Source organism: Archangium sp. (assembly GCF_045802675.1).
Taxonomy (GTDB): Bacteria; Myxococcota; Myxococcia; order Myxococcales; family Myxococcaceae; genus Archangium.
Genome location: NZ_JBJMQO010000053.1, coordinates 1 through 15488 on the forward strand (window position 1 = coordinate 1; position 15488 = coordinate 15488).

Annotated in this window: 16 protein-coding genes; 8 read left to right on the forward strand and 8 right to left on the reverse strand. The window is 71.5% G+C overall.

Annotation, left to right across the window (positions count from 1 at the left end; translation table 11 throughout):
- Positions 1 to 413 precede the first annotated feature (413 nt).
- Positions 414 to 1859: an ATP-binding protein gene (locus tag ACJ8AN_RS16325; RefSeq protein ID WP_407756288.1), complete on the forward strand. Its 1446-nt coding sequence runs from the start codon at positions 414 to 416 to the stop codon at positions 1857 to 1859.
- A gap of 3 nt (positions 1860 to 1862) precedes the next feature.
- Here ACJ8AN_RS16325 and ACJ8AN_RS16330 read toward each other — a convergent pair whose 3' ends face one another.
- Positions 1863 to 2189 (reverse strand): hypothetical protein, encoded by a 327-nt coding sequence (locus tag ACJ8AN_RS16330; protein WP_407756289.1) that lies wholly within the window; start codon positions 2187 to 2189, stop codon positions 1863 to 1865.
- Positions 2190 to 2259: 70 nt separating this feature from the next.
- On the opposite strand from ACJ8AN_RS16330, the gene ACJ8AN_RS16335 reads away from it, so the two are divergent.
- Positions 2260 to 3096, forward strand: coding sequence for a Uma2 family endonuclease (locus ACJ8AN_RS16335; RefSeq protein ID WP_407756290.1), 837 nt, complete (start codon positions 2260 to 2262; stop codon positions 3094 to 3096).
- A 27-nt stretch (positions 3097 to 3123) separates the two neighbouring features.
- Here the strand turns inward: ACJ8AN_RS16335 and ggt are convergent, their stop codons facing one another.
- Complete coding sequence (gene ggt, locus ACJ8AN_RS16340; protein WP_407756291.1) at positions 3124 to 4941, reverse strand: gamma-glutamyltransferase; 1818 nt, start codon at positions 4939 to 4941, stop codon at positions 3124 to 3126.
- 333 nt (positions 4942 to 5274) lie between these two features.
- On the opposite strand from ggt, the gene ACJ8AN_RS16345 reads away from it, so the two are divergent.
- On the forward strand, positions 5275 to 5814 hold the full coding sequence (locus ACJ8AN_RS16345; protein ID WP_407756292.1) for a hypothetical protein: 540 nt from the start codon (positions 5275 to 5277) through the stop codon (positions 5812 to 5814).
- Positions 5815 to 5850: 36 nt separating this feature from the next.
- Here the strand turns inward: ACJ8AN_RS16345 and ACJ8AN_RS16350 are convergent, their stop codons facing one another.
- The 6 genes from ACJ8AN_RS16350 to ACJ8AN_RS16375 all read right to left on the reverse strand — a co-directional run bounded on the left by ACJ8AN_RS16350 (position 5851) and on the right by ACJ8AN_RS16375 (position 11332).
- Complete coding sequence (locus tag ACJ8AN_RS16350) at positions 5851 to 7023, reverse strand: site-2 protease family protein (protein WP_407756293.1); 1173 nt, start codon at positions 7021 to 7023, stop codon at positions 5851 to 5853.
- 217 nt (positions 7024 to 7240) lie between these two features.
- Positions 7241 to 7675: a CBS domain-containing protein gene (locus ACJ8AN_RS16355; protein ID WP_407756294.1), complete on the reverse strand. Its 435-nt coding sequence runs from the start codon at positions 7673 to 7675 to the stop codon at positions 7241 to 7243.
- Between the two features lie 123 nt (positions 7676 to 7798).
- Complete coding sequence (locus ACJ8AN_RS16360; RefSeq protein WP_407756295.1) at positions 7799 to 8179, reverse strand: sensory rhodopsin transducer; 381 nt, start codon at positions 8177 to 8179, stop codon at positions 7799 to 7801.
- Between the two features lie 105 nt (positions 8180 to 8284).
- On the reverse strand, positions 8285 to 8695 hold the full coding sequence (locus ACJ8AN_RS16365) for a hypothetical protein (protein ID WP_407756296.1): 411 nt from the start codon (positions 8693 to 8695) through the stop codon (positions 8285 to 8287).
- A 99-nt stretch (positions 8696 to 8794) separates the two neighbouring features.
- A complete protein-coding gene (locus ACJ8AN_RS16370) occupies positions 8795 to 9970 on the reverse strand; it encodes an acyltransferase family protein (RefSeq protein ID WP_407756297.1) in 1176 nt (391 codons plus the stop codon).
- Positions 9971 to 10096: 126 nt separating this feature from the next.
- Positions 10097 to 11332, reverse strand: a complete 1236-nt coding sequence (locus ACJ8AN_RS16375; RefSeq protein WP_407756298.1) for a cytochrome P450 — start codon at positions 11330 to 11332, stop codon at positions 10097 to 10099.
- A gap of 180 nt (positions 11333 to 11512) precedes the next feature.
- On the opposite strand from ACJ8AN_RS16375, the gene ACJ8AN_RS16380 reads away from it, so the two are divergent.
- The 5 genes from ACJ8AN_RS16380 to ACJ8AN_RS16400 all read left to right on the forward strand — a co-directional run bounded on the left by ACJ8AN_RS16380 (position 11513) and on the right by ACJ8AN_RS16400 (position 15463).
- A complete protein-coding gene (locus ACJ8AN_RS16380; RefSeq protein WP_407756299.1) occupies positions 11513 to 12439 on the forward strand; it encodes a UbiA family prenyltransferase in 927 nt (308 codons plus the stop codon).
- Between the two features lie 233 nt (positions 12440 to 12672).
- On the forward strand, positions 12673 to 13779 hold the full coding sequence (locus ACJ8AN_RS16385; protein WP_407756300.1) for an enolase C-terminal domain-like protein: 1107 nt from the start codon (positions 12673 to 12675) through the stop codon (positions 13777 to 13779).
- A 23-nt stretch (positions 13780 to 13802) separates the two neighbouring features.
- Entirely contained in the window at positions 13803 to 14183 is a 381-nt protein-coding gene (locus ACJ8AN_RS16390; RefSeq protein ID WP_407756301.1) for a phage holin family protein, read from the forward strand.
- A 178-nt stretch (positions 14184 to 14361) separates the two neighbouring features.
- Entirely contained in the window at positions 14362 to 14868 is a 507-nt protein-coding gene (locus ACJ8AN_RS16395; protein ID WP_407756302.1) for an excisionase family DNA-binding protein, read from the forward strand.
- Positions 14869 to 14878: 10 nt separating this feature from the next.
- Positions 14879 to 15463, forward strand: coding sequence for a PIN domain-containing protein (locus ACJ8AN_RS16400; protein ID WP_407756303.1), 585 nt, complete (start codon positions 14879 to 14881; stop codon positions 15461 to 15463).
- Positions 15464 to 15488: the final 25 nt, after the last annotated feature.

Here is a 15488-nt window from a genome sequence, read left to right on the forward strand (position 1 = left end):
ACCCCGCCCCGGCGCGCGAGCCCCTCGTGCGCCACCGCACGCCGGGTCGGCTGCTTCCGCGTGCGAAACCGTGGGGGAGGCGACACCGGTACCGGAGCGGGACTCGGGGGGCGGGACTGTCGGAGGCCGGACGGGTGGGGGCTTCCGTTGGGCGGTGGACCCGGAGTGGGACGCCGGGCCTGGGGAGAAAACCGGATGTGGTGCCCTTCGAGCCTGATGGGGTGAGGGGAGCGGGCCTCCCGGGTCGAGCCCCTGCCCGTGCGGCCTGGCGGGAGACTCCGAGCGCCCGCTCGCCTGGCCCCCGAGGCACACGGGACGGAAGAGCCGAGCGCCCGGAGGTGTTCTCCGAGATTGCCCGTTGGCCTCGCGGCGGCTCATGCGCTCGCGGGAGCCCGGAGCCCGGAGACTTTCGGATGAGCCAGGCGCGGAACGGTCGTGCGGAGTGGTTCGAGCTGTCGGAGGAAGGCTGGAGGCGCTCCAACCGCGCCCGGCCGCTCGGGCAGCTGGTGCGCGAGGCGCTGCAGAACGCGTTCGACCAGCGCGCCCGCCGGGTGAAGGTGCGCCTGGAGGCGGACGAGGTCCGCATCGAGGACGACGCGCCCGCGGGCCTGGCGCGCGACGAGTTCGCCTTCACGGTGTTCCTCGGGGAGAAGGACACGCCGCCCACGTGGCGCGGGCGCAAGGGCCGGGGCCTCAAGGAGATGATCGCCGCGAGCGACCGCGCCGAGGTGGAGACGGTGGGGCGCACGCTCGTCTTCGACGACTCGGGGCGCAGCGTGAAGCCCAACCGGCGCGAGGTGGGCACGTGCCTGCGGCTCTTCCGGCGCACGAGCGAGCGCGAGCGCGAGGCGGCGCTGCAACTGCTGCGGCTCACGATTGTGCCGCCGGGGGTGGAGCTGGTGCTCAACGGGCGGGCGGTGCGGCCGCCGAGGGCGAAGGACTCGCTGGAGGACTGCCCGCTGGAGACGGTGGAGCTGCACCGGGGGGTGGAGCGCTACGTGGAGCGGGGGGCGCGGGTGGACCTCTACCACCCGAGGCCCGGGGAGACGCCGCACCTCTTCGAGCTGGGGCTGCCGGTGGAGCCGCTGCACCTGCCGTGGCACGTGGACGTGCAGCAGCGCATTCCGCTGGCGGCCGAGCGCGACGCGGCGAGGGACGGGTACAAGCGCACGCTGGCGGCCATCCTGCTCGAGTCGCTGGCGCCGGAGCTCAGCCGGGAGGAGCTGTCGGGGGCGTGGGTGATGGAGGTGCTGGCGCACTTCACGCTGGGGGAGGAGGCGCTGGGGGCGTACGTGGACAAGGTGCTGCCGCCGAGGGCGGTGCTGTCGGTGGGGCCTCGGGTGGACGACCGGGCGAAGCAGCTGGGGGCGAAGGTGGTGGACCTGAGCGCGATGCCGCCGCCGGCGCTGGCGCAGCTGGAGACGTGGGTGGAGAGCGCGGACGCGTACGTGGAGCGGATGGAGGGCCCGCCGAGGGACGTGGGGGTGTACCCGGGGGCGAAGGCCGAGCGCTTCGTGGGGCTGGTGCGGTGCCTGTCGAGGGAGCTGACGGGGCGCGAGGTGGGGGTGGAGTTCTTCGAGCGCAAGGTGCGCGACCCGAGCGCGCACGTGGATGCGGAGTACGACCGGGAGCGGCGGCTGCTGCGGGTGAACATGAAGGGGGCGGTGCGGCTGGAGGACCCGCTGGAGCCGCGGACGCTCGGCATCATCCTGCACGAGCTGGCGCACGAGGCGGGGGACGAGCACGACTTCGCCTTCATCGACCGGCTGGAGGGCTACGCGGGCCGGGCGCTGCGCTGCCTAGTGGACCGGCCGGACCTGCTGGCCCCCTTCGCGAGCCCGAAGAAGCGGGCGGGGTAGAGGCTAGAACAGGATCTTGGTGAGCATGATGAGACTGGGCAGCGCCGTCACTCCGAGCGCGAACGTGGCGGAGATGGCGCGGATGTCGGTCTTGCGGACCCAGAGGTAGACCGCCCAGAGGCCCATCAGGGCGGGCATGAACCAGAACAGCACTTGATTCGCCGCCGCGATGCCGCGACCGCCCTCGAAGTTGGACATGCCCCGCGTGAGGATGTCCGCGAGCCCCAGGGCAATGGAGCCGGCCGCGAAGAAGCTCAACAGGAAGTAGCCGAGGGTGAGCAGCACCGGGGGCTTGTAGGCGTCGGACATGGCGGGGGAAGAGCAAGCCATGTCCGAGGGGCCATGTCATCCGGGACCGGGAGGTTGACCTTTCAGGTCACCTGCCCCACCCTACCTGGGTATGGAGCACGAGCGGCGGAGTGACGTGGATGCCTTCCCCCGAGCCCCCACCCAGGAGCAGTGGGAGGCGATGAGCGAGGAGGAGCGAGCGCGGGTGGTGGAGTCTCTTCCCAATGAGGTGACGTGGGAGGAGATGCCGATGCCGGAAGGGGACCTGCACACCGAGGGGCGGCGGCATGCGTGGGAAGCACTCCGTGGCTACTTCCAGCGGAGCCGCCGGGTGTACGTGAGCGCGGAGCTGCCCATCTACTACCCGGGAGAGAGGCGTTTCGCGCCGGACCTGCTCGTGGTGCTGGACGTGGAGCCGCACGAGCGGGGCAAGTGGGTGGTGAGCCATGAGGGCAAGGGGCTCGACTGGGTGATGGAGCTGCACGTGGGCGGCGATCGCGAGAAAGCCGCCGAGGACAACGTGCGGCGCTACGCCCGGTTGGGCATTCCCGAGTACTTCATCTACGACCGGGCCCGGGAGCGGCTGGAGGCGTACCGGCTGCCCTCGCCCGATGCGAGAGAGTACGTGCCGATGGAGCCGAGCCGGGGCGGGTACTCCTCGGAGATTCTGGGGCTGGACCTGCGGCTCAAAGGCACGAAGCTGCGTTTCTGGGCGGGCAATGCCCTGCTGCTCGAGCCGGAGGAAATGATTGCTCGGCTGAAGGTGCAGCTGGAGTGGATGCAGCGGCGGGCGGACGAGGTGTCCCAGCAACTCGCCGAGGAGGTGCGCCAGCGCGACGAGGAGGCCCGGCGATTCGCCGAGGAAGTGCGTCGGCGCGAGGAGGAATCGGAGCGGCGCCTGGCGGAGCTGCAGCGGGAGCTGGAGCGCCTCAAGGCCCGAGGACCCTGAGGCTCTTCGTCCCCCGCCCGGCTCACCTCACTTCACCGGCGTGACGACCCTGGCGCTGCCCCCGCCGCGGCGCCGGGGCTCGGCGGCGGCCGTCACGGTGCCATCGGGGTTGAAGCGGATGGCGGTGAGCGCGCCAATCGGCCCCGCGTTCGTGAACCGGTGCCCGAGCGCGACGAGCGCGGCGGCCTCGGGCGAGGCGATGAACTCGGGCTCGGCCTGGCTCGTGTTGTCGGGCGAGTTGCGCTGGGACACGCGCGGCGCCGCCAGCGCCTGCTCGAGCGGCATGCCGAAATCGAGCGTGTTCACCAGCGTCTGCCCCACGGTGGTGATGATGGTGGAGCCGCCGGGGCTGCCGAGCGCGAGCACGGGCACGCCGTCCTTGAAGACGAGCACGGGGCTCATGCTGCTGCGCGGCCGCTTGCCGGGCGCGGGCGCGTTGGGGTGGGGCAGCTCGGGCGAGGCGGGCAGGTCGAAGTCCGTCAGCTCGTTGTTGAGCAGGAAGCCGTAGCCGGGGACGACCATGCCGTTGCCGCCCTCGCTCTCGATGGTGCAGGTGTACGAGACGATGTTGCCCGCGGCATCCGAGGTGGTGATGTGCGTGGTCTCCTTGTTGAGCACCCACTCCTCGGCGGCGGGACGCTTCACCTCGGGCAGGGACGTGTGTGGGGCGGGGGCCGGCTCCTGGAAGGCGAACGGATTGCCGGGCGCCACGGCCCCCTTGGAGGCGTAGGTCAGGTCGAGCGTGGCGCGCCGCTGGGCCGCGTAGTCGCGAGACAGCAGCCCGGCCTCGGGGACGGAGACGAAGGCGGGGTCGCCCAGGAAGGCATTGCGGTCGGCGAAGGCGAGCCGCGAGGCCTCCAGGTAGCGGTGGAGGAAGTCGGCGCGGCTCAGCTTCGTGGGCGCATAGGCCTCGAGCAGATTCAGCGTGAGGGCGAGCGTGAGGCCACCGCTGGTGGGCATGCCCATGCCGTACAGGGTGTAGCCGCGGTAGGAGCTCGTCACGGGCGGGCGGACGAGGGCCTCGTAGCGCGCGAGGTCATCCAGCGTCATGACGCCGGGGCGCACCGTGCGCGAGGCGCCGGGGGCCACGGGCGGGTGGGTGACGGTGTCGACGATGGCCTGGGCCAGCTCGCCCCGGTAGAAGGCGGGGACGCCGCCCTGGGCGACGAGCCGGTACGTCCTCGCCAGGCCGGGGTTCTTGAAGGTGGAGCCCACGGGCCAGGGCTGCCCGTCCGGGCCGAGGTAGAGCGTGGCGGTGCTGGGGAAGTCGCGGAAGCGCGAGACGTTGTGGCGCGTCTGCTCGAAGAAGGTGGAGTCCACGTCGAAGCCCTGCTCGGCGACGCGGATGGCCGGCTGGAGGACGTCGGACAGGGGGCGCGAGCCGTAGAGGCGCAGGGCCTCGCTCCAGCCCATGAGCGAGCCGGGGACGCCCACGGACAGCCCGCTGGTGACGAGCGCGTCGAAGGGAACGAGGCCGCCGTTCTCGTAGAAGCGCGAGCGCTCGAGGGCCTGGGGCGCCGTCTCGCGGTGGTCCAGCGTGTACACGCGCTTGTCCTGGGCGAGGTAGACGACCATGAAGCCGCCGCCGCCGATGCCACAGGAGTACGGGTCGGTGACGCCGAGCACGCTGGCGGCGGCCACGGCGGCGTCGACGGCGTTGCCTCCGGCCTTGAGCAGCTCGAGGGCGGCGGCGGTGGCGCGCTCGTCCACGGTGGCGGCGGCGCCGCCGCGTCCGGTGGCGGTGGCCGAGGGGGCGGAAGAGGAGCGGGCGCCCGGAGCGCTGGCGCACCCGGTGCCGAGTCCCAGCCACAGCGTCGCACTGACGGAGAGGAGAAGTCTTCGCATGGGGCGCGAAGCCTATCAGCCCGTCCTCGCGGGGAAGGGGCGTCCTTTTCCATTTCCCGAGGCGCTCCCGCCTCACATGTTGAGAGGATTTTCCGGGGAGCACGAGGCGGGCGGGCCGTGGCGCGCGCGGATGACAGGCATTGCACACGGGGCCCGGGCGGGTGTCGGATTTGCGGCGCGTCACGGCCGGGGCCGATTTCTCGGGCGGGAGTGAATCCCTACCATGCGCGGCCAGTGGGGCGTCGGCGGACACCGCCGGGGATTGGGGCGCTCGCGCGCGGATTCCCGGCCGCTGACGCGGGGAGTGGAAACCCAGACGGGTTCGAGGGACGCATGGACCAATCGCTGTGGCCTGTCCGGGACGGGCCGCGAGACGTGGCATTCCTCGCGCCGAAGGAAGACGCGGGAGCGGCCCGCCCGGTGGCGCACGCCTTCTCCCGCTGTGGCTTCTCCGGGGAGGAGTGGCGGCTGCTCCACGACGCGCCCCTGCGGGCCTTCCTGTGGGTGGCGACGGTGGACGGCCCGGTGCGTCCACGCGAGCGCGAGGCGTGCCGGCGCGTGCTGTGGGCGGGCCAGTACTCCGTCAGCCCGCTGGTGGGGCGCGTGTATGGCGAGGCCCTGGGGCAGCTGGAGCACCTCGGGCCGGAGCGCCTGGGCGAGCCGCCCGACCTGGAGCCCCTGCGTCCGCTGTGCGCGCGCGTGGCGGAGCGGCTGGGGCTCGGCGAGGCCCTGCGCTTCCAACGCTGCCTGTGGGAGGTGGGCTGGCGCGTGGCGAGGGCCTCCAACGGGCTGCTCGGCCTGCTGGGCCGGGTGCGCGCGAGAGAGCACCAGGCGCTCGCGGGGCTCGCCGGGGCGCTCGGCTTCTCCCGGTAGGGCGCGGGAGGCGGGGGCGGCCGAGGGCCGGGGCGCTCAGGTGGGGGACTCGCGTCCGGGAGGGCCCAGGTCCCAGGGGCCGTGGAGGTGGGTGTCCTCCAGCTCGCGCAGCTCCAGGCGGCGGATGAGGTCGTCCTGGGTGATGGTGCCCACCAGCGCGCCGTCCCGCATCACCGGCAGAAGCGTCAGCCGGCGCTGGCCCATCTCCTTCAGCGCCTCCCAGGCGGTGGACTCGGGGGTGAGCGGGGGCACGGGCAGGGCCGCCTCGCGCGCCCGCACGCGCAGGCGCTGGAAGGGCGGCACCTGCCGCACGGTGGCCAGCGTCACCAGGCCCACCACGCGCCCGTCCTCCACCACCGGCAGCGTGCGCCGCTGCTCGGCCCGCATGCGCATGGCCACGTCCACCAGCGAGTCCCCCGCGTCCACCGCGGCGGTGCGCGCCACCATCAGCTCGCCCACGCGCACCCGGTTGAGCAGGGATTGCATGAGCACCTGGCGCGACTCGCTGTCGGCCCCCAGGTAGACGAAGACGGCGATGAGGAGGAGCACGGGGTTGATGCCCCGGGACAGGCCCGGCACCCCGAAGAGGCCCACGAAGGCGAAGAACAGGGCGAAGCCCTTGCCAATCGTCCCGGCCACCTGGGTGGCGCGCAGGTGGCCGAGCCGGCCGGTGAGGAGCGCGCGCAGGATGCGGCCGCCGTCCATGGGAAAGGCGGGCACCAGGTTGAAGAGGCCGAGGACGAGGTTGAGTCCGCCCAGGTACGCGACGGCCTCGTACAGGGCGGCGGACGGCGCGTGCTTCAGCGGCACGGCGGCCGCGAGGAACAGGGCGCCCAGTCCCAGGCTGGTGGCGGGGCCCGCGAGCGCCATGAGGGCCTCGTGCCGGGAGCCCTCGGGCATGCGGGTGATGCGCGACACGCCGCCGATGATGAGCAGGGTGATGTCCGAGACCTGGCCGCCCTTGCTCCGGGCGTAGAAGGAGTGGGCCAGCTCGTGCAGGAGCACGGAGAGGAAGAGGGCCACGGCGAGCCCCAGGCCCCACAGCAGGGGGACGCCCAGGACGCGCTCCGCGGGCACGCCGCCCGTCACGGCCTCGCTGGCGAACTGCCGGCTCATCAGCACGGCGAGCAGCGGCAGCAACAGCAGCAGGGAGTAGTGCACCCGGATGGGGATGCCTCGCAGGGTGGCGATTCGGAGGGCTCCGCGCACGTGACACCTCGCTCTTCGGGAAAGATGCGGACTCTGGGGCGCGGAACCCAGCGAAACGCCCGCCGAGGGACGGCGGCGGGTGCTCCCTGACTGGAGGGCGGGCGAGCGTTGGAAACACGAAGCCCCCCGGCGAGCGGGCAACCCGGTGACAGGTGCCCTGCCCGCCCGAGGGGCGGAAGGTGACGGCCGGTGCTCATGCGGGCCCGGGCCCGTGCCGTCAGATGTTGGGGGCGCCAGGCTCGGAGATGCCCTCGAGGGCCTCGCCCACCTTGCTCTCGCTCACCTCGCCGGCCAGGTCGCCCAGCGCGATGATGCCCACCAGCTTCTTGTTCCGGTCCACGACGATCATCCGGCGGATCTGCTTGTCGCGCATGCGCTCGAGGACGCCCTCGGTGGCGTCGTCGTCGAAGCAGTACTCGATGCCGGAGCTCATCACGTCGGACACCTGGGTGGAGTTGGGATCCTTGCCCACGGCGATGGCCCGCACGACGATGTCGCGATCGGTAATCATCCCCAGAATCCGCTGGCCGTCGCACACGGGGAGGGGCCCGACGTTGAGGCTGCGCATCTTCTCGGCGGCGTCGCGGAGGGTGTCATTGGGGTTGATGACCTCCACGTCGCGCGTCATCACTTCACGAATCATCCTGGCCATGGCCGCTCCTTTGGGTGCCACGAGGCGCCGCGCACCCGCTCTGGAGAACCGTGGGGAGCATCCCAGCGGGGGGCAACGCGGGCCGGGGCCGTCCTCCCGGGCAGCATGCGAGCCAACAGGCCCTCAGGAGGGCACGGGGAAGGCCACCGTGGACAGCAGCGCGTTCTCCGCCTGCCGCGAGTCGAGCCGGGTGTGCTGCACGACGAGGGGCACATCCGACACGAGGACGCTCGCGTAGTCGGTGTCGCGGGGCACGGGCGCCGGGTCCTCCAAGTCGTTGAAGCGCAGGTGCAGGGTGCGGCGCGCGGGGACGGTGACGCGGTAGGGGCCCACGGGCTCGCGGTTCGCGAAGTAGAGCGTGAGCTCCACGTGCGCGTCCGTGTCCCCCGTGTTGAGCAGGCAGGCCGTCTCGTGGCTCGTCATCGCGGGCTCGGGCCCGGTGCTCTCGCTGGGGATGTAGCCCTCGGCGATGGCCCAGCGCGTGTGTCCAATGGCTTGCCCCATGTGCCCTCCTCTCCTGCCCTCCCCCGCTGAAGGTGGGAGGGCTCGCACGCAGCGCAAGGAAGGGGGGAGGGCCCGCCCGCAGGCTCGCCGTGCCCCGGCCGTGCCTCAGGCCGGCGCCATCCACTCGCCCGGCTTGGGGGCGTCGCGCCACACGTGGCGGCCGGTGTCCGGGTCCTTGTCGAAGCGCATGAAGTCCCCCAGGCCCGTGTCGAGCGCGCGCGCCTCGAGCACCTCGGCCACCTGGCCGATGAGGGCCAGCACCTCGTCCCCCGTGCCGTGGACGAGGAGCTTCACGCGCGGCGTCGGCTCCCAGGGGCCGAGCTCCAGGGTGATGGAGAAACCCTCGCCGTGGTAGGTGCCCTCGGCCAGCGTGGGGAAGACGACGGTGGGGAGCGCCTCGCGCAGCCGGCGGATGACGGCCTCGCGGGGCCCGAGCGGCGGAGGCGACCAGCCCTCGGGGAAGTCCCGCACCGAGTCAAAGCCAGCCGCGCCCATCAGATAGATGATCCAGCTCATGCCGCACCTCGGGGTCCACCCGCTTCCAAGCAACACCCTACGCGGAGCGTCTGACGTTGCCGGAAGCAAGGACCTGGAGGCGGCGAGGTGCGGCGAGTGTCAGGCCTCGCCCAGTCCGACGAGCACCCCGGGAGCGGGCTCGGCGTGCGCGGGAGCGTGGGGGCGCGGCGCGGGAGCCGGGCGCACGGGGGCGGGGGCGGGAAGCTTCGCGGGAGCCCCGCGCCAGTCGAAGCGGTCCTTGAGCTGGAGGAACCAGCGCTCGAAGTAGCGGTGGCTGAGGGTAGCGGCCAGGACGCTCACGGCGAGCGTGAGCACCAGGTGCACGGCGACGCCCTGGCCCGGCACGGCGCGGCGCACGGCGTTGAGCACGAGCATGTGCAGCAGGTAGACGCCGTAGCTGACGGTGCCCACGTAGCGCACCCAGGCGTGGGAGAAGAGGGACGAGAGCGGCTGGCGCTCGCGGATGCAGGTGGCCACCACGAGCGCCGTCATGACGAGCGAGGAGAGCCACGAGGGGCAGCCGCGCCACAGGGCCGCGCCCGCGAGCAGCACGGCGAAGAGGGGCACGCTCCAGCTCTGGCCGAGCACCCGGTACAGGCGGCCGAAGCCCGAGGGCGAGTGCGCGGCATGGGCGGCGAGGCAGCCCAGGCAGATGGAGACCGAGACGCTGGTGAGCATGCGCGTGCCGAGCGCGCCCGCCTCGAGCCAGCCCGCGGACACGGCCAGGGGAGCGCCCAGCGCCACCGCGAGCAGGCCGCCCATGAAGGCCACCGGCACCCAGGCGCGCCGCGCCAGCCCCATCACCAGCGGCCACACCAGGTAGAACTGCTCCTCGGTGGCCAGCGACCAGGCGAAGTAGAAGATGACGCGCTTGTCCGGGGCGCGCGGGACGAACCAGTTGGACGTGTAGGTGAGGAACGAGGGCAGGTGCTGGAAGAACTCGCCGCGCGTGGCCGCGTCCTTCTCGGTGAAGGCCACCAGCAGCGCGTACAGGCCGAGCACCGCGTAGTAGAGCGGGAAGATGCGCAGCGCGCGCCGGGCGAAGAAGCCGCGCACCGAGATGTGGCCCACCTTGTCGCGCTCGCGCAAGAGCAGCGTGGTGATGAGGAAGCCGCTGATGGCGAAGAAGAGCGACACGCCCAGGTAGCCCCGGCTCGCCACGCTCTGGTGGCCCATGACGTGGTAGGCCACCACGGAGACGATGCTCAAGCAGCGCAGTCCGTCCAGTCCGGCGAAGAAGCGCGTCTTCAGGAAGGCGTCGTGAGCGTTTTGCATGGAGTCCCCGTTTGCTTGGACCTCCAGCTTTAGCAGGGCTAAAAGGTTCTATCGAGAAAAAGGAGGAGCCCTGCTGCGATTTTTCAACCAGCCGACAGTGGGGGCCGGGGTGGGGGCCGCGGGGGGCTAGGCGCCCCACTCCACGTGCAGCTGCTGGGGCACGCGGTGGACGAGGTTGGGCAGGTAGGGCACGCGCTCACCGGGCACCAGCCGCAGGTCGGGCAGCTGCTCGACGAGGAGCTCCAGGAGGGCCTGCGCCTCGAGCCGGGCGAACTGCGCGCCCACGCAGTAGTGGATGCCGTTGCCCAGGCCCAGGTGGCGCACGGCGCTGGCGCGGTGGATGTCGAAGCGCTCGGCGTTGTCGAAGACGGACTCGTCGCGGTTGGACGAGGCGAAGAGCAGGAAGAGCCGCTCGCCCTTGGGCAGCGCCGTGCCCCCGAGCGTCACCGGCGCCGTCGTGGTGCGCATCATCCCCACCAGGGGCGAGTCGTAGCGGATGGTCTCCTCGATGGCGTTGCGGATGAGGTAGGGCGCGCGGCGCAACTCCTGCCAGACGCCGGGTTGGCGCAGCAGGTGGTGCAGCAGGATGGAGATGAGGTTGGTGGACGTCTCATGGCCGGCGAACACCATCACGCACGCGAGCGCCACGAGCTCGTCGGTGTTGAGCGGGCGCTCGCCCTCGGTGCGCGCCTCGAGCAGCGAGGTGATGAGATCATCGCGAGGGGAGCGGCGCCGGTCCTCCACGAGCTCGCGCAGGTAGCGGCGGAAGTCGGCCACGCCGCGGGCGGCGCGCAGGTGCTGGTCCAGCGGGATGGGGATGAAGAAGAGCTTCTCGTCGTCGCACCAGCGTTTGATGCGCTCGCCGTCGGAGGCGGGGACGCCGAGCAGCTCGGTCATGAAGCTCATGGCCAGCGGCGAGGCGAGCCGCGAGACGGCCTCGGCCTTGCGGCCGCCGCGCTTGAGCACGTCGAGGGCGTTGCGGCACAGCTCGCGGATGCGCGGCTCGAGGGCGCTCACGCGCGCCATCGTGAAGGCCTTGCCCACGAGGGCGCGCACGCGGGTGTGGGCGGGCGGGTCATCGCCGAGCAGGGGGTATTCGGGCTGGTAGCCGGCGGGCTGGAGGATGGCCATCACCTCGCGAGGCAGCTCGACGGGAGGCCGGAGCGCGTCGCGCGAGCTGTAGGTGCGCGCGTCCTTGAGAACGCTCTGCACGTCGGCGTAGCGGCTGACGAGCCAGAAGTGGAAGGCGGGCGCCAGGGTGACGGGGGCCTCGCGGCGCAGCCGGGCGTAGAAGGGGAAGGGGTCCTGGAGGAAGTGCTCGTCCAGCGGCGTGAACTCGTGCCCGAGGGAAGAAGGAGCCATGGCGGCCATTGTGTCAGTTTTCGACGCCGCCGGACGAGCGGTAGGCCGGTTGTCCGGAAAGTCGCCGTGAGACTGGAAGAGCGAGGAGAGCGGATTGGCCGGGGAGCGCGGCTCTCACGGGGAGGCGATAGGATTGGGGAGGAGCTCGCGAGCCGAGCGAGCCCGGGGGTGGGTGAAGCCATGCAGCCGGGAGCGATGGTGCGGAGCGCGTTGGCGGTGGAGCCGGACGCGGAGCGGGTGGGCGGGTTGCGGCTCGTGCGGAGGGAGCTGTGGCTGAGCTGGCGCTTCACGGCGGGGGATGCGTCGTCGGCGGTGGTGCCGGCGCTGCTGTTCCTCGGGGCGGCGGGCCGGCAGGTGGGGCTGGGGCCCGCGGAGTTGCTCTCGGCGCTGGCGCGTGGAGCGCTCTACTTCTGGCTGTTCGCCTACACGTTCGGCCTGGCCAACCAGCTGGTGGGAGTGGAGGAGGACCGGCTGAACAAGCCGCACCGGCCGCTGGTGAGCGGAGAGGCCACGGTGGAGGGGACGCGGTGGCGGTGGCGGGTGTGCATGGGGCTGTTCGCGGCGGTGGGGTGGGCGTTCGGCGTGGGGCCGTGGGCGCTGCTGTGGGAGCTCATCATCGTGCTGCACAACGATGGGGGCGGGGCGCGCAAGTGGTGGGCGAAGAACCTGCTGATTGGGTTGGGCGTGGTGACGCAGCTGGGGGCGGCGTGGGGGCTGGTGGCGCCGCTGACGCCGGTGGTGTGGCGGTGGATGGGGGTGCTGGCGAGCGTGGTGTTCGTGCTGGTGTCGCTGCAGGACCTGAGGGACCAGGAGGGAGACCGGGCGAGCGGGCGCAAGACGTTCCCCCTGGTGTTCGGGGAGAAGCGGACGCGGGCCGTGCTGGCGGGGCTGTTCGCGCTGCTGCCGTTCGTCATCCACGGGGTGCTGATGGAGCCGCTGGGGCTGACGCCGGCGGTGGTGGCGTTCGACGCGGGCCTGGCGCTGATGTGCTGGGTGATTTCGGTGCGCGTGGTGTGCTGGCGCACGAGGGAAGCGGACCACCGCACGTACCTGCTCTTCACCTACTGGTACTGCCTGGCGCTGCTGAGCACCCTCGTCGTGCTGTGAGCGGCGCCAGGCGGGCTCGGGCTTCCTCCTGGGGGGCCAAGCTGCTGTCAGCCACCTAGCGCGGCCACGGGCCCACGCGAGGAGGCGCGGCTGGAAGACATCTCGGGGGCTCGTGCGACAGCGGCCGGCTCGGGCCGTCACGGTGGCTCGGAGAGGGAGCGGACGAGCGGCGAGGGCTGCGGTCCACCCCGGGCCGTCCCTACGGTGAGGGACGACGCGAGGGGAGCGGTCATATGGGCCACAGGAGCAGCGAGGTGGTGCCCATCGAGCGATGCGAAGCTCGGGCGTACGAGATTCCCACGGATGCGCCCGAGGCGGATGGCACCGCCGAGTGGAACAGCACGACGCTGGTGGTGGTGGAGCTGACGGCGGGAGGCAAGCGGGGGCTCGGCTACACGTACGCGGACGCGGCGGCGGCGAGCCTCATCCAGCGCTCGCTGTCCGAGGAGCTGATGGGCCACGACGTGATGGACGTGCCGGCGCGGATGGTGTCGCTGCTCACGCGGGTGCGTAACAAGGGGAGGCCGGGGCTGGGGGCCATGGCGCTCTCGGCGGTGGACGCGGCGCTGTGGGACACGAAGGCGCGGCTGCTGGAGGTGCCCCTGGTGCGGCTGCTCGGGGCCGCGAGGGATTGGGTGCCCGTCTATGGCAGTGGGGGCTTCACCTCGTACTCCGTCGAGCGGCTGAAGGAGCAGCTGGCCGGCTGGGTGGAGCAGGGGATTGCGAGGGTGAAGATGAAGGTGGGCCGGCACCCGGACCTGGACGGGGACCGGGTGTGGGCGGCGCGCGAGGCGATTGGCCCGGACGCGCAGCTCTTCGTGGACGCGAACGGGGCGTACACGGCGAAGCAGGCGCTGGTGATGGCGGAGGACTTCGCGGAGGCGGGAGTCGTCTGGTTCGAGGAGCCGGTGTCGAGCGACGACCTGGAGGGGCTGCACCTGCTGCGGCAGCGCATTCCGAGCGGGATGAACGTGGCGGCGGGGGAGTACGGCTGGGACGCCATCTACTTCCGGAGGATGTTGGGAGCGCAGGCGGTGGACGTGCTGCAGGCGGATGCGTCGAGGTGCCTCGGGGTGACGGGCTTCCTGCAGGCGGACGCGCTGTGCGAGGCCTTCCAGGTGCCGTTGTCGGGACACTGCGCGCCGGGCCTGCACCTGCACGTGGCCTGCGCGGCGCGCAACCTGGTGCACCTGGAGTACTTCCACGACCACGTGCGAATCGAGCACCTGCTCTTCGACGGGGCGCGCAAGCCGGTGAAGGGAGCGCTGACGCCGGACCTGACGAGGCCGGGCATGGGCCTGGAATTCAAGCGGCAGGATGCGGAGCGGTACGCGGTGTGAACGGGAGCGAGACGGAGGAGCACATGGACGAGAGGAACGAGCAGGGAGCGAGCCCATCCATCCTGGCGGAGCTGATGACGCAGGGGCGGCGGGTGGCGAGGGCGGGGATGCAGCGGGCGCAGACGGAGATGAAGGAGGACGCGCGGGAGGTGGGCAAGGGCAGCCTGCTGCTGGGCGCGAGCGCGTGGATGGGGATGACAGGGCTGAGCGCGCTGGTGCTCGCGGCGGCGATGGCGCTGCCTCGCAACCCGGTGCGCGGCGTGGTGCTGGCGGGGCTCGGACTGCTGGGAGGCTCGGTGGCGCTGGGCCTCGTGGGGCTGCGGACGCTGCCGGGCGAGCCGCTGGCGCAGACGAAGCAGGCACTGAAGGAGAGCGCCGCGGTGCTGAAGGAGAACCTCTCCTGAGTAGTCTGTGTATCTTATTGATTTGATAAGTTCTGTAGCGCTATATCTGGCCGTCGCCTCTCTGGGGAATCCTGGAGGAGGCGACGGGGCGTTGCGAATTTAGCGAATTCTCCTTACATCACGGAGGTGGTAGCCCGAGCGAAGCGAGGCTTCGGGCTCGGCAGGGAAAGGGACGAGGATGCTGCCGTTTCAACTCAACGATCCCGTGGACCTGCCGGTGGAGAAGCGTGGCGTTGCCGAGCGAATCAGCGCCCGCCTGCTGGAGCCAGTCCGTGACATGGGCCGCAAGCCTCGCCTGACGCTTCCCAACGGAGAGGAAATCGAGCTTCCTCCAGAGCTCCTCTTGCTGCTTCGGGACATCACCGCGGCGTTGGCGCGTGGCGAGCCCGTCAGTGTCGTCCCACTCCACCGGGAGATGACGACGCAGGAGGCGGCGGATCTCCTCAACGTCTCCCGCCAGCATCTGGTGGATCTGCTGGAAGCCGGCGAAATCCCATTCACCCGTCCGGCCAAGGGCAAACACCGCCGGGTGCTGGCGGCGGACGTGCTCGCCTACAAGAGGAAACGTGATGCCGGAAGGCGCACGGCGTTGCGCGAGTTGACGCACCTGAGCGAGGACGCGGGCGATTACTTCGGCGACGCTCCCGAGAGCTTCAAGCGGCTCGGTGAGCCCGACGACGAGTGATGGGGGTTGCGTGTTCCCCGCCATCTTCCGCGTCTTCCTGGACACCAACGTCCTTTTTCCATCGGCGCTTCGCGACACGCTGCTGCGAGCCGCGGAGACAGGGCTCGTCCAGGTGTACTGGAGCGCGGATGTGTTGCTGGAACTGGAGCGCAACCTGGTGCGCTCGCGCCGGTATGACGCACAGGGGGCCGCGCGTCTCATCCAGGCGATGCGCAAGGCCTTTCCCTCGGCGGAGGTTCGAGACTACCAGCACCTCATCGCCTCCATGTTGAATCACCCGAAGGACCGGCACGTGGTGGCGGCGGCGCACGTGGCGGGCGCGCAGGTCATCGTCACCAACAACCTCGCCGACTTCCGCACGCTGCCCGAGGGCATGGAAGCCCAAGATGCGGACTCCTTCCTCCAGGGGTTGTTCGACTTGAGCCCGGAGGCGCTGGTGCGAGTGCTCACGCAGCAGGCCGCCGACAAGCGCAACCCGCCGCTCACGCTCGACCAACTGCTCGAGGGGCTCGCGAGGTCCGTTCCCGGCTTCATTGCCGAAGTGCGCGTCTGGCTCGCCGAGCAGCCCCTGGCGTCGACGCCCGAGGAATCCTAGCCCCCATCCCCGGGTACAGGCCCTC